At 67.4% G+C, this 14,013-nt stretch carries 9 protein-coding genes; 7 read left to right on the top strand and 2 right to left on the bottom strand.

From position 1 onward, the window contains the following. Positions 1-103: 103 nt before the first annotated feature. Both R0382_RS02940 and R0382_RS02935 read right to left on the bottom strand, forming a co-directional pair. A complete protein-coding gene (locus tag R0382_RS02940) occupies positions 104-1,369 on the bottom strand; it encodes a carbohydrate-binding protein (RefSeq protein WP_432722161.1) in 1,266 nt (421 codons plus the stop codon). Between the two features lie 172 nt (positions 1,370-1,541). Next, positions 1,542-3,686 (bottom strand): glycosyl hydrolase family 18 protein, encoded by a 2,145-nt coding sequence (locus tag R0382_RS02935; protein ID WP_432722159.1) that lies wholly within the window; start codon positions 3,684-3,686, stop codon positions 1,542-1,544. Between the two features lie 194 nt (positions 3,687-3,880). On the opposite strand from R0382_RS02935, the gene R0382_RS02930 reads away from it, so the two are divergent. From R0382_RS02930 to R0382_RS02900, 7 genes are all read left to right on the top strand, one after another. Then, positions 3,881-6,952 carry a hypothetical protein gene (locus R0382_RS02930; RefSeq protein ID WP_432722157.1) on the top strand — a complete coding sequence of 1,024 codons (3,072 nt, stop codon included), beginning with the start codon at positions 3,881-3,883 and terminating at the stop codon, positions 6,950-6,952. Further along, positions 6,949-7,923, top strand: a complete 975-nt coding sequence (locus R0382_RS02925) for a LacI family DNA-binding transcriptional regulator (RefSeq protein WP_432722156.1) — start codon at positions 6,949-6,951, stop codon at positions 7,921-7,923. The genes R0382_RS02930 and R0382_RS02925 overlap by 4 nt, the downstream gene beginning before the upstream one ends. A gap of 4 nt (positions 7,924-7,927) precedes the next feature. Continuing rightward, entirely contained in the window at positions 7,928-9,124 is a 1,197-nt protein-coding gene (locus R0382_RS02920) for an AGE family epimerase/isomerase (protein WP_432722154.1), read from the top strand. A gap of 312 nt (positions 9,125-9,436) precedes the next feature. Then, entirely contained in the window at positions 9,437-10,924 is a 1,488-nt protein-coding gene (locus tag R0382_RS02915) for a sugar ABC transporter ATP-binding protein (protein WP_432722153.1), read from the top strand. Continuing rightward, positions 10,905-11,900, top strand: coding sequence for an ABC transporter permease (locus R0382_RS02910; RefSeq protein WP_432722151.1), 996 nt, complete (start codon positions 10,905-10,907; stop codon positions 11,898-11,900). The genes R0382_RS02915 and R0382_RS02910 overlap by 20 nt, the downstream gene beginning before the upstream one ends. 75 nt (positions 11,901-11,975) lie before the next feature. After that, a complete protein-coding gene (locus R0382_RS02905) occupies positions 11,976-12,929 on the top strand; it encodes a substrate-binding domain-containing protein (RefSeq protein ID WP_432722149.1) in 954 nt (317 codons plus the stop codon). A 25-nt stretch (positions 12,930-12,954) separates the two neighbouring features. After that, entirely contained in the window at positions 12,955-14,013 is a 1,059-nt protein-coding gene (locus tag R0382_RS02900) for a sugar phosphate isomerase/epimerase family protein (protein WP_432722147.1), read from the top strand.

The raw sequence follows: 14,013 nt of genomic DNA, 5'->3' as shown, positions 1-14,013 counted from the left end.
CAGGTCGGGCGCACCCGAAGCGCAGAACCCGGCGTGGACGTCCGGGTCCATGAGGGGTTCGAGCATCGGATGCGCCCGGGATGCGGGCGTAGCCGCCTGAAAATTAGCGCAGTTGCAGGCTGACGTTGCCGCCGGTGGGATTCACGCTCAGCCGGTAGTGATTGGCGTCGAGCTTGGCGATCGCGACGGCGTTGCCGCCTTGCGTGGCGCCGGCGGCGGTCACGGCACGATCGGTGGCGATGTCGAGCGTCAGCGTCGTTGCATAGCGCTGGCACTCGGCGCCGGCATCGAAGCGGATCGCCGGCTGACCATTGCCGTCGGTGATGACCGTCGGCGCGCAGTTTTGCCGTGCGAAGCGGTAGCGGATCACGTCGGACGGTGGCGCCATCCACAGCTCGCCCGAGTCGACCTTGGCCTTCACGTAGTCAAGGTGGCCTTGATAGCGCGCCAGCGGAATCGTTTCCCACGAGCCGTCGTTGACGCCGTGCGCGGTGCGCAGCGACCAGCCGCCCTGGGCGATTGCGGCGTCGACGTGCAGGTTGAGGATTTCGCTGCCCTGCGGGTACAGCGACCAGATGCCCGACTGGGTGAAATCGTCGGCCGTGATCATGAACGGGTCGGCAAAGTTGGCGGCATTGACGCCGGCGGACATGCCGTACTGGATGTTGCCGTTCTCGTCGACGCGATTGGCGGCGCGACCACCGAGGTAGCCGGGCTGGCTGCGCAGGTAGGCCATCGGCGCATCGGGGCTGATGTTCGACGGCCAGGCGAAGAAGGTCGGCCGGTAGCCGTTCAGGTTCGCGGCGATGTCATCCTGCGAACCGGTGATCTGCGCCGCGCTGTTCCATGCCGCGGTATTGGCGTCCATGTGGTTGCGGCTGTGGCTGAAGATTTCGTGGCCATGGGCGAGGAACTGCTTGGCCGCCTGCCAGTGGTATGGCGCGCAGTTGCCGCTGATGATGCCGAACGCCGCGCGCAGGCCGCGCTTGGTCAGCTCGGGATCGGCATACGTGATCTGGCCGTCGGTGGTGTAGCCGCACAGGTCGTCGTGGACGAGGCTGTATGCGCCCTTGGCGCCACCGGCCCAGACCGTGTAGGTCGCGCTGCCGACGCCGACCGGATTGCAGGCATCGCCGGCTGCGGTGACGCAGGCACCCAGCGGCTTCCACAGCGACACGGCGTCGGCCGGATTCCAGCCGGCGCCGGTCCAGGCGGTGTGGGCGATCTGTGCTTCGTAGCGCTGTCCCTGGTACTGGACGAGTTTGCCGACCGCGTAGTCGGCGCCGTCGGTCCAGCCGGGCAGGGCGGCGGCGCCGGCGTGGCCGGCGATTGCGGCGACCAGCGCCACCCACAGTTTCTTCTTGTTCATCGTCTTCTCCATCCTTATGTTTTGGGCCAGGCTCGTTGTCCGGGCCGGGCCACTATGGCAGCGGCATCGCGGATCCGGCGCCGCCGGTGGTGGCAATTTCACGAACGGTAGCGACGATGTGAATTAGTCTTTAAAAATCAATTGATTGCGATGAATCTGTTTTGATCCGTTTTCACGAACTGCAGGCGTTTTCTGCGACAAACCAGTGCGGAAAGCGGGTCTTGAGCCGGGCAAGCTGGCCGCGCGCAACCGGGATGCCGTGACCGGCGACGATCAGCTCGACGCCGCCGCCGGTGCGACGGCAGCCGCTGACCGCTTGCGGCCGCACCAGGTAGGAGCGGTGCACCTGCACCAGCTCGTCGAAATAGAGCCGGATCGCCCGCAGCCGCAAGGTGATGTAGACCGGCGCGGCGAGCCCGCCGGCGTGGATGCCGCTGTAGCCGCGTTCGGCGCGGATGTAATGCAGCCGCTCGCGCCGGCTGGCGACTTCATGCAGCTCGGCGAGCAATTGCGGCTGGCGCGCCAGTTCGTGCAACTGGCGCCGGATCAGCACGACCTGGCTGGCGAGGCTGCGGAAATAGGCTTCGTCGTCGGCAGACAAGGGGCCGTGAAAGCGCAGCACCAGGCTGTAGTCGGCGAGCGTGTCGTGGCTGAAGCGCGCGCTGCAGCGGTCGGCGTCGACGCAGAGCACGTCGGTGCCGGCGGTGTCGTCGTCGTGGATTTCGGCGGCGTCGATGCGTGGATCGTCGCCGAGAAAGCGCACCATCGCCTCGAGCATGCATTCAAGGCTGCGCTCGCCGGCGATTGCGCCGCTGAATCGTTCGAGATCGCGCAGTGGCGCGGTGGCGGCGGCCTGCGTCAGCGGCAACAGCTGCGTGCGCAGCGCCTGGCTGCGGTCGGCCAGCGCGTCGAGCACGTCGACGTCGATCGGCTGCGCGGCAAGGCGCTGTTTGCCGGCCTGGACGGCGGCAATCGTTTCGCCAAGCTGGGCCGGCAGCGTGTTGAGCACGCGGACGAGCCGGCCGTGGCGATCGTGTTCGTCGCGCCGCCGCAGGTGCAAACGCCACGCCAGCAGCAGCGCGCCGAGCAGGCCGCCGAAGGCAAGGCCGACGATCGCCGGCAGGGCGGCGCCGGCCGCGCGGCGGAGTGTCTGCCAGCGCGCTGTCCACGGATGGTGGTGGGCATAGGCCAGTGCCAGCAGGCCATCGTCGTCGTCGCTGCTGAGTTCCCACAGGCTGATGCCGGCCAGCCCTTCACGGTCGGCGAATTCAAGCTTGGCGGCCAGCGCCCGCGGGCTTTCATACGACAGCAGCAGGCCGTCGCCCTGGCGGTACAGCGTTTCGGCCTGCGCGACCTCGTCCCAGCGTCGTTCGAATTCGCCGCTGTCTATCATCCGGCCGATTTCGCGGTCGGTGAAGGTGCCGGTCGGCCCGGTCTTCTCGTTGTCCCACGTCCCCAGCGGCACGCGCTGGAAAGGCTGATCGAGCCCGCTTGGGGCCACGCCCTGCCAGGCGACGCCCTGCGCCGGCAAGGCCAGCACCAGCTTGTCGCCCGGCACGCCCTCGGCCTTGAGTGCGGCCACCGCCGCAGCGATGCTGGGCGCACCATGGTTGGCGTACAGCGGCGATTTGTGGCCGGTGCGCGCGCTCCAGCTGCCGTGAAAATCGGTTGCAATCAGCGAGATGAAATCGACGTCGGCGAGCATCGCCGGGAAGACCCAGCCGGCGCGTTGCTCGGTCTGCGGGCTGATCGTCAGCGCGATCACGCAGCGCGGCCGGCGGGCGCAGCCGGCGCGCAGTTCGCGCGTCAGCAGCCGAAGGTTGTCGGCGTCCCGCTCGCTTTTGCCGGTATTCGGGTGACCGCCGACGACCGGGAAGCGCCAGTCGATCTCGATGCCGTCGAAGCCGTAGCGATCGAACAGTGTCAGCGTCGATGCGATGAAACGCTGCCGCTTGGCCGGGTCGGCGGCGATTGCTGACAGATGCGTCGACCAGTTCCAGCCACCGACCGAGATCAGCACGTTCAGGCGCGGGTTGCGCCGGTGCAACACGGGCACCAGGGCGTAGTTGCCGCGATACAGCGCATCGCCTTGATGGATCTTGACCAGATCGGCGAAAAAATCACCGGGTGACACGCTGCCATCGGCGTCGAGCCGGGCGTAGGCGTAGATCAGATCGGTCAGCTGTTCGGCCGGCGCGTCGGCCAGGCTGGCGCCGTGGCCGTAGCTGGCCCAGAAAGGGAAGTAGCCGATCAGCCGCGGGCTCGCATCGGCGAGCGCGACCGTCAGGCAGGCAAGGATCGCAAGGCACAAACGCATGGCGGGCTCCGTCGGCACCGGCCGACCGGGGGGCGATTCTAGGTTGCGCCGCAGCAAGCGCCAGTGCCGGTCGGCAGTCGACAACCGGCTTGTCGACGACGCGGTTTCGGGATCACAATGGCCGACATTGTTTAGTAAAAACTAAATTTAAATAAACAGCGGCATGGCATCGGGCGCCGAGGGTGGCGCCGTGGATGACCGATCGCCGCCGCAGCGAGGTCGCCATGGCTTGCATCGTTTTCTACGACTCCTCCTTCCCGTTCGCCGGCACCCGGCCCGATCCGCGCAGCCTGCCCGCCGCTGGCGCGCTGACCGATGTCGGCGGGCTGGCCGCGGCCTTGGCAACGGCCGTCGCCGGCGATGTCTTGCTGCATCTGCACGGCGCCCATGTGCCGCGCGCGGCGTGGCCGGCGCTGCGCGATTTCATCGGCCGCGGCGGTTATCTGGTGACACTGGGGCGGCAAGCGTTTTCGCGCCCGGTCGACGCCGACGGCACGGTGTGTGAACAGGCGGCACTGTTCCGCGATCTCGACATCCACGAAATGCTCGCCGTCGATGCAGCCAGCGCCGTCTCGCTGGCCGTCGGCGCCGAATACCGCTGGCTCGCCGGGCATCTGGCCGCGTTCGCGCCGACGGCCGCGACCGACGGCCTTGTGCTGATGCCGACCAAGGACAAGGATCAGCCGCTCGATTCGGGCTCGGCCGGGCCGATGGACGCGCGGATCTACCCGCTGCTCAGCAGCCGCAACGCGGCCGGCCACGCGATCGCCAGCCCGGTGGTGCTGATCGAAAGGCTGCGCGGCCCGGCCGCCGGTTCGCGGCAGGTGTTCGCCAATATCGAGCCCGATGCTGTGTTCTGGGCCAACGGCGGCGTCGCGGCGCTGCTGGCGCTGGTTGCGCATGCGGCGCTCGGCGTCACCGAGTGGTGGATCAAGCCCGACTACGCCTGTTACCACCCCGGCGAAACCGCCAGCCTGACCGTGCAGGGCGAGGCGCTCGGCGCGACGCCGTCGCGGCGCTGGCGGCTGGCACTGCAGGTGTCGCTCGGCGATGCGCCGGTGTTCGGCGGCGAGTTCGACATCGACCTGCAGCCCGACGGTGCGGCGACGCTGCGCATTCCCTTGCCCGGCGCGGTCAAGCCCGGCCTGTACCGGATCAGCGCGGCGCTGAGCCACGATGACGGCGGTGGCATCCATCTGCAGCAGGGCTTCTGGGGCCGCGACGACGCCTTGCTGGCGCGCGGCGAGCGCATCGCCGCCGGGCGCGACTATCTGCAGCGCGACGGCAAGACCATGCCGGTGGTCGGCATGACGTATATGGCGAGCGATGTTCATCGCAAATTCCTGCAACTGCCCAACGTCGCAGTCTGGGACGCCGATATGGCGACGCTGGCCGGCATCGGTGTCAACTACCTGCGCACCGGTGTCTGGAGCGCGTGGCGGCAACTGATGTTCGTCGACGGCCACGCCAGCGAGGCGGCGCTGCGCGCGATCGACGCCTTCATCCTGACCGCCGCGCAGCACGATCTGGAGTGCTGTTTCACCTTCTTCGCGTTCACGCCCGAAGCGTGGGAAGGCGCGAATCCCTACCTCGATCCGCGTTCGCGTGCGGCGCAGAAGCGCTTCATCCGCGCCATCGTCGGCCGGCACACGGGCACCCGCCGGGTGCACTGGGACCTGATCAACGAACCCTCCTTGTTCGACCCGGCGCGGATCTTCGTCGGCCCGCGCTCGCTCGGCGACGTATTCGAGGTCGACGCGTTCCGCGCCTACCTGCAGGCCCGCAACCCGGACATCGCCCACTGGCAGGCCGCGTGGGACCTCAGCCCGGCGCGGCTGCCGGACTGGTCCAGCGTGCGGCCGCCGCAGCCGGAAGAGATCGGCTTCAATACCACCGAAATCGCCCCGAAGCAGCACGGCTGCTGGCTCGATTACGCACTGTTCACCCAAGCGGTGCATGCCGAATGGGCTGCCGATCTGGCGCAGGCGATCCGCAATATTGCGCCAGAGGGTGCCCCCGGTGCGCTGGTCTGCGTCGGTCAGGACGAGGCACTCGGCCAGCAGCGGCCGTCGCCGTTCTTCTACGCCGACGCGGTCGACTACACGACGGTGCACAGCTGGTGGCTCAACGACGCGCTCGGCTGGGACAGCCTGTTCAGCAAGACGCCGAAGGTGCCGAACGTCGTTCAGGAGACCGGCATCATGCACGTCGAGCGCCCGGACGGCCGCTCGCGTCGCAGCGAGATGGAACTCTTCGCGCTGCTCGAACGCAAGTACGCGTGGTCCTACGCCTTCGGCAACGCCGGCGCGGTGCACTGGATCTGGAACATCAACTACCACATGGACAATATCAACGAGTCGCATATCGGCGCCTGCCGTGCCGACGGCTCGATGAAACCCGAGGCCGAGGTCACCGCGGCGTTCGGTGCGCTGTTCGGCGCGCATGGCGACCGGCTCGCCGATCGCGTGCTACCCGAAACGGCGGTGATTTATCCGTTCAGCAACGACTACAGCAATCGCCGTTCGACCTTGGAAGCGACGCAGACACTGGTCCGCAGCGCGCTGTTCGAACTGGGCCTGCCGCTGCGCGCCGTCGGTGACCATGACCTTTCGGACCTGTTCGCTCATCCGCCGAAGCTGATCCTGCTGCCGAGCCCGCACAACCTCAACCGCGCCACATGGGCGGCGCTGGAAAGCCTGCTGGCGCAGCACGACATCACCGTGCTCTTGAGCGGGCCGGCCAACCTCGACGAATACTGGCGGCCGCTGGCGCGGATCGCCAATGCCGGCACGCGCAACCTCAACCGCGAGGAAACGCTGGTCTTCGACGGCCGCCGCTGGCGGGCGAGCTTCGGCGGCGAGGCGATCGCCCGGCTATCGAGCGGCGACGGCGATGCGCTGGTCGAGCTGGCGATCGGCCGGGGTCGCTTGCTGTGGTGCCCGCTGCCGCTGGAGCTGAACCAGCGCACCGACGTGCTCGACGCGCTGTACCGCCATGCGATCGCCCGTGCCGGCGTGACCTTGCCGTGGCGCTGGCTGGCCGACGCCCCCGAGGGCGTTGCGCTGCACAAACAGGATTTTGCCGGCTGCAGCTTGTGGATCGCCGTGTCCGAGGCCGCGCGCGACCACGTGCTGGCGTGGCACGACGTCGCGACCGGCCGCGATTACCGCACGACGCTGGCCGCCGGCCGTGCGTTGCTGTTCTTCTCCGACGCAGCCGGTGATGTCGTCGGCAGCCTGCGCGATCATCCGGTGACGGTGGCATGAAGCGGCGCAGCATCAGCATCCGCGAGCTTGCCGCCGCCGCTGGCGTGTCGGTCGGCACCGCGTCGCGGGCGCTGAAGCACCAGCAGGGCTTGAGCGCCGACACGCGCGACCGTGTGCTGCAAATGGCCGACGAACTCGGTTACGACACCGGCCGGCTCAAACGCGAACCGCTGCGCCGCATCCTCGTGCTGTTGCACAGCCAGCACCCGATCGACAGCCCGTTTTACGCACCGCTGCTGGCCGGCACGGCGGCGCGTTGCCGCGACGCCGGCATCGCGATGGACGTGCGCTCGCTCGATCCGACCCGGCCGGTGCGGCGGCAGGTTCTTGAGGCCGAGCCCGACGCCTTGCTGTGCGTCGGCTTTTTCGAGCCCGAGCTGATCCACACCGTCGGCCGGCTCGGCAAGCCGCTGGCGCTGGCTGATCTGTGGGCGCCGGGGCTGGCGGCGGTCAACCCGGACAACCAGCAGGGCGCCTATCTGGCGACCCGACACCTGATTGCGACCGGCCGAAAACGCATCGCCTTCCTGTCGGGCTCGCTCGCGCATTACTCGATCCGCTTGCGCGAGCGCGGCTACCGGCAGGCGCTGTTCGACGCCGGCCTGCTCGCCGATCCAGCGCTCGAAGCCCTGATCGCACCGGGGCTGGATGTCGACACCGGTGCGGCGCTGGCGATGCGCGAACTGCTGGCGCTGCCGGAGCCGCCCGACGCGGTCTTCGCCTACAACGACGCCGCGGCGCTGGTCGCACTGCAGACCTGCCGCGACGCCGGCCTCGCCGTTCCGGGCGACATCGCCGTCGTCGGCTTCGACGATATTGCCGCCGCCGCGCCGGCCGGCTTGACGACGCTGGCGGTCGACAAGGCCGCGCTCGGCCGCGCCGGCGTCGATCTACTGTTGAATCAGGCGGGCGAAGGCAACCGGCTGCAGCCGGTGTCGCTGATCGTCCGAACCAGTACCGCTAAGGAGTGAAGCAATGAAGCTGCCCGATTTCCGCAATCCCGACACGCTGCTGGCGCATGTGCGCCAGACGATGGCGTTTTACCACCCGCGCGCGATCGATCGCGCCGGCGGCTTCTTTCATTTCTTTCGCGATGACGGCAGCGTCTACGACGCGCACACCCGCCATCTGGTCAGCAGCACGCGTTTCGTCTTCAACTACGCGATGGCGTTCCGGCGGTTTGGCGATCCGGCGTATCTGGATGCGGTGAAGCACGGCGTCGCCTTCCTGCGCGACGCGCATCGCGATCCGGCGAGCGGCGGCTACGCCTGGCAGCTGCAATGGCGCGATGGCGTCAAGACCGTCGACGATGCGACCAACCACTGCTACGGCCTCGCCTTCGTGCTGCTGGCGTACTCGCACGCGCTGATGGCCGGCGTGGACGAGGCGCGCGGCTGGCTGGATGAAACGTGGGATCTGATGGAAGCGCGCTTCTGGGAGCCGCAACACGGGCTGTACGCCGACGAAGCGAGCCCGGACTGGCACCTCAAACCGTATCGCGGCCAGAACGCCAATATGCACGCCTGCGAAGCGATGCTGGCGGCGTTCGAAGCCACCGGCGAGACGCGCTACCTCGACCGTGCCGAGCTGCTCGCGCACAACATCTGCGTGCGTCAGGCCGCGCTGGCGCACGGGCTGATGTGGGAGCACTACGACGCGGACTGGCAGGTCGACTGGGACTACAACCGCGACGACAAAACCAATATCTTCCGCCCCTGGGGCTACCAGCCGGGCCATCTGACCGAATGGGCCAAGCTCTTGCTGATTCTGGAGCGCCACCGCCCACAGCCGTGGCTGCTGCCGCGTGCCGAAGCGCTGTTCGACGTGGCGATGAGCCGGGCCTGGGATGCCGAACACGGCGGCCTCTTTTACGGCTTCGGCCCGCAGGACGAAATCTGCGACGGCGACAAATACTTCTGGGTCCAGGCCGAAAGCCTCGCCGCCGCCGCGCTGCTCGGCGCGCGGACCGGCAAGAAGCGCTACTGGGACGACTACCAGCGGCTGTGGGCGTACGCGTGGGCGCATTTCGTCGATCATCGCTACGGCGGCTGGTACCGGATACTGCGTGCCGACAACAGCAAGTACAGCGACGAGAAAAGCCCGGCCGGCAAGGTCGATTACCACACGATGGGAGCGTGCTACGAAGCGTGCCTCGTCTTGCCGCCGGCGTGATGACACCGCGGGCCGCGCATTGCGTTGCAGCATCGGTCGGGCTTGCGGCGTCGTTGAAAGCAGCCTAAGACGACGTAAGCTTGCTGCCCCGACGGGGTGGCCGCCGTAAGAGCCTGTTCAAGGTCTTTTCGCGCCAGCGTTCGGCTTCATGCCGGATGAAAGACAAGGCGTAAACCGTGCCGTACACGCGTACCGCAAACGGTTTAAGGGCCGGACGCGCACGGCACCAGCAATTGCGATTCGCCACATCCTGCCGGACGAGCGGCGGTGGCGAGCCCGAGCAGTCTGGCTTGGTCCGCGGGAGTGCGTGGGATGAGCGTCTCGGTCAGCTTCGATGCGATCCGCAAGGATTTCGGGTCGGTGCGCGTCCTGCACGGCGTCAGCTTCGACATCGCGCCGGGGCGCATCTACGGCCTGCTGGGCGAAAACGGCGCCGGCAAGTCGACGCTGATGAAGATCCTCGCCGGCTACGAAACCGCCACCGAAGGCGAGATGCGCATCGACGGCGTCGCCCGGCAGTTTCACGACTCGCGCCAGGCCGAAGCCGCCGGCATCGTGCTGATCCACCAGGAATTCAACCTCGCCGAACACCTGACGATTGCGCAGAACATGTATCTGGGCCACGAGCAGCACCGTGGTCCGCTGCTCGACGACGCGGCCATGCGCGCCGACGCCGTGCGCCATCTGGCGCAGGTCGGGCTGAACGTCGATCCGGATACCCGGGTGCGCGAGCTGATCGTTGCCGAAAAGCAGCTGGTCGAAATCGCCAAGGCGCTGTCGCGCAAGGCGCGGCTCTTGATCATGGACGAGCCGACGGCAACGCTGACGCCGACCGAAACGGCCCGGCTGTTCACGCTGATGCGCAGGCTGAAGGCCGAGGGCGTCACGCTGCTGTACATCTCGCACAAGCTCGACGAGGTCGAGCAGATTACCGACGAGGTGATCGTGATGCGCGACGGCCGTTTCGTGAGCCGCGCGCCGACGGCGACGCTGAGCCGGCAGCAGATGGCCAATCTGATGGTCGGGCGCGATGTGTCGGACATGTTTCCGGCCAAGAAACCGCCGGCCACCGATGCACCGGTGGCGCTGAAGGTCAGCGGGCTGAGCGTGCCGGGCTGGGCCGAGGCGCTGAGCTTCGAGGCGCGCGCCGGCGAGATCCTCGGTTTCGCCGGCCTCGTCGGCGCCGGACGCACCGAATCGTTCGAAGCGATTCTGGGCCTGCGCGCGCGCAGCGCAGGGCAGTTCGAGATCGCCGGCCGGCCGGTCGGCCTGCGCAACCCGCGCGAAGCGATGCAGCACGGGCTGACCTATCTGTCGGAAGATCGCAAGGGCAAGGGCCTGCACGTGAACCTACCGCTGGCCGACAACCTCGTCCTGATGACGCTGTCGCGCTATGCGCGGCCGTGGCTCAGCCTCAAGGCCGAGCGCGCCGCGCTGATCAAGGCGGTGACCGATTTCGGCATCCGTACCGGCGATCTGACGCTGCGCGCGCGCATGCTGTCCGGCGGCAACCAGCAGAAGCTGGCGCTGGCCAAGTTCCTGCATCCGGCGCCGAGCGTGATCGTGCTCGACGAGCCCACGCGCGGCGTCGACGTCGGCGCCAAGCGCGACATCTATTTCCTGATCCAGCAACTGGCCGCGCAGGGGCGGGCGGTGATCGTGATTTCCAGCGAGCTGATCGAGCTGATCGGCCTGTGTCACCGCGTTGCGGTGATGCGCGGCGGGCGGCTGCAGGCGACGCTGGGGCTTGAACAGCTGAACGAGGAGGCACTGATCGCCCATGCTACCGGCACACACTGAACAGCAAGGCGCGCGGCGCTGGCTCAAGATCGTGGTGGGCCTCGGCCCGGTACTGGGGCTGGTGGCGCTGTGCGTCGCCGGCACCTTGCTGAACCCCGATTTCGCCACCGTCGACAATATGATGAACGTGCTGACGCGCACCGCCTTTATTGGCATCGTCGCGGTCGGCATGACCTTCGTGATCATTTCCGGCGGGATCGATCTGTCGGTCGGCTCGATGGCGGCGCTGATCGCCGGCAGCATGATTTTCATGATGAACCGGCTGGCGATGGCCGGCACGCTCGCGCCGCTGGCCATCGTTCTGGCCGGGATCGCGCTGGCGCTGCTGCTCGGCGCGCTGTTCGGCACCCTGCACGGGCTGCTGATCACCAAGGGCCGGATCGAGCCCTTCATCGTCACGCTGGGCACGCTGGGCATTTTCCGTGCCTACCTGACCTATCTGGCCGACGGCGGCGCGCTGACGCTGGATACCACGCTGAACGACCTGTACGCGCCGGTGTACTACGCCAGCTTCCTCGGCGTGCCGGTGCCGATCTGGGTCTTCCTGCTGGTGGCATTGCTCGGCGCCATCGTACTGAACCGCACCGCGTTCGGCCGCCATGTGCAGGCAATCGGCTCGAACGAGCAGGTCGCGCGCTATGCGGCGATCAATGTCGATGCGGTGAAAATCATCACCTATATGCTGCTCGGCCTGTGCGTCGGCATCGCCACCGTGCTCTACGTGCCACGGCTGGGTTCGGCGACGCCGACGACCGGGCTCCTGTGGGAGCTGGAGGCGATCGCCGCCGTCGTCGTCGGCGGCACGGCGCTCAAGGGCGGCGAGGGCCGGGTGATCGGCACGGTGATCGGCGCCATCCTGCTGTCGGTGATCAGCAATATCCTCAATCTCACCAGCATCATCAGCGTTTACCTGAACGCGGCGGTGCAGGGCTTCGTCATCATCATCGTCGCGTTTTTGCAGCGCAGCCGGCGGTAGACCGGCGCCTGAGTGTTTCGCAAGGGGAGGCTTGAATCACGGTCGTCGTCGGCGCCACCTTCTGGAGAGAGCATCATGAAACGCTTTACGCACCTGATCGGCGCTGCGGCGCTTGCGCTGGCTTTCGGCGCGGCCGGGGCCGCGGAAAAGGTCACGCTCGGCGTGGCCATTCCCGCGGCCACGCACGGCTTTACCGGCGGCATCGTCTGGTGGGCCAACGAGGCGAAGAAGGAGCTGGAAAAAAAGCATCCGGATCTGAAAATCATCGTCAAAACGGCCGGCGGCGCGCCGGAGCAGGCCAACCAGCTGCAGGATCTGGTCACGGTCAACAAGATCAACGCGCTGGTGATCTTTCCGTTTGAATCGGCCTCGCTGACCCAGCCGGTCGGCCAGGTCAAGAACAAGGGCATCTACGTGACCGTCGTCGATCGCGGCCTGACCGACACCAGCGCGCAGGATGCCTATGTGGCCGGCGACAACACGGCGTTCGGGCGGATTCCGGGCGAATACATCGGCAAGGCGCTCGGCGGCAAGGGCGAGATTGTCGCGCTGCGCGGTATTCCGACGACGCTGGACAACGAGCGCTACGACGCCTTCACCAAGGCACTGTCGGCGACGCCGGGCGTCAAGGTGCTCGACGCGAAGTACGCCAACTGGAACCGCGACGATGCGTTCAAGGTGATGCAGGATTTCCTGACGCGCTTCAAGCACATCGATGCCGTCTGGGCGGCCGACGACGACATGTCGGTCGGCGTGCTCAAGGCCATCGATCAGGCCAAGCGCAAGGACATCAAGCTGGTGTTCGGCGGCGCCGGCGCCAAGGGCTCGATCAAGACGCTGATCGACGGCAGCGACAAGCGCATCCAGGCCAATGTGTCGTACTCGCCCAAGTTCATCTACGACGCGATCAAGCTGACCGCCGAAGCGCGGCTCAAGGGTGAAAAGCTGCCGGCGAAAACCATCATTCCGTCGGTGCTGATCACCAAGGACAACGCCAAGCAGTTCTACTTCCCGAACTCGCCGTTCTGAGTGCCGGCCGGCGCAGGAGGTCGCGATGAAAACCATACAGGGCCCGGCGATTTTCCTGGCCCAGTTCCTGGGCGAGCGTGCGCCGTTCGACACGCTCGATCACCTGTGTGCGTGGGCGGCGGGCCTTGCTTACGCCGGCATCCAGCTGCCGACCGATCCGCGATTGATCGATCTGGCGCGTGCGGCGCAAAGCCAGGCGTATGCCGACGAGATCGGCGAAACCGTCGCGCGGCACGGCTTGCGGATCACCGAGTTGTCGACGCATCTGCAAGGCCAGCTCGTCGCGGTGCATCCGGCCTACGATGCGCTGTTCGACGGCTTTGCGCCGGCGGCAGTGCGCGGCAATCCGGCGGCGCGCACCGCGTGGGCGGTGTCGCAGCTGCACGATGCGGCGCGGGCGTCGCAACGCTTGGGGCTGTCGGCGCATGTGAGCTTCAGCGGCGCGCTGGCCTGGCCCTATCTTTATCCGTGGCCGCAGCGCCCAGCCGGGCTGGTCGACGCTGCGTTTGCCGAGCTGGCGCGGCGCTGGCTGCCCATTCTGGATGCATTCGACGAATGCGGCGTCGATTGCTGCTTCGAGCTGCACCCCGGTGAAGACCTGCACGATGGTGTCAGTTTCGAGCGCTTTCTGGCCGCCGTCGGCGATCATCCGCGCGCCTGCATCCTGTACGACCCCAGCCATTTCCTGCTGCAGCAGCTCGACTACCTCGCCTTCATCGACCTCTATCACCGGCGCATCCGGGCGGTTCACGTCAAGGACGCCGAATTCCGCCCGAGCGGCCGGCAGGGGGTCTATGGCGGTTACAGCGACTGGGTCGAGCGCGCCGGGCGGTTCAGATCGCTTGGCGACGGGCAGATCGATTTTGTCGGCATTTTTTCCAAGCTGGCGCAGTACGACTATCCGGGCTGGGCCGTGCTCGAATGGGAGTGCGCGCTCAAGCACCCCGAGGACGGCGCCCGCGAAGGCGCGGACTTCATACGCCGCCACATCATTCGCGTTGCCGATCGCGCCTTCGACGATTTCGCCAGCAGCGGGCTCGACGCCGCGCGGCTCAGGGCGCTGCTGGGTCTGGACGGAGCTTGA

This window comes from Jeongeupia wiesaeckerbachi, from assembly GCF_050916355.1.
GTDB classification, from domain to species: domain Bacteria; phylum Pseudomonadota; class Gammaproteobacteria; order Burkholderiales; family Chitinibacteraceae; genus Jeongeupia; species Jeongeupia wiesaeckerbachi.
The sequence above is the reverse complement of the archived record's forward strand: the minus strand, read 5'-3'. Positions and strand labels throughout refer to the sequence as shown.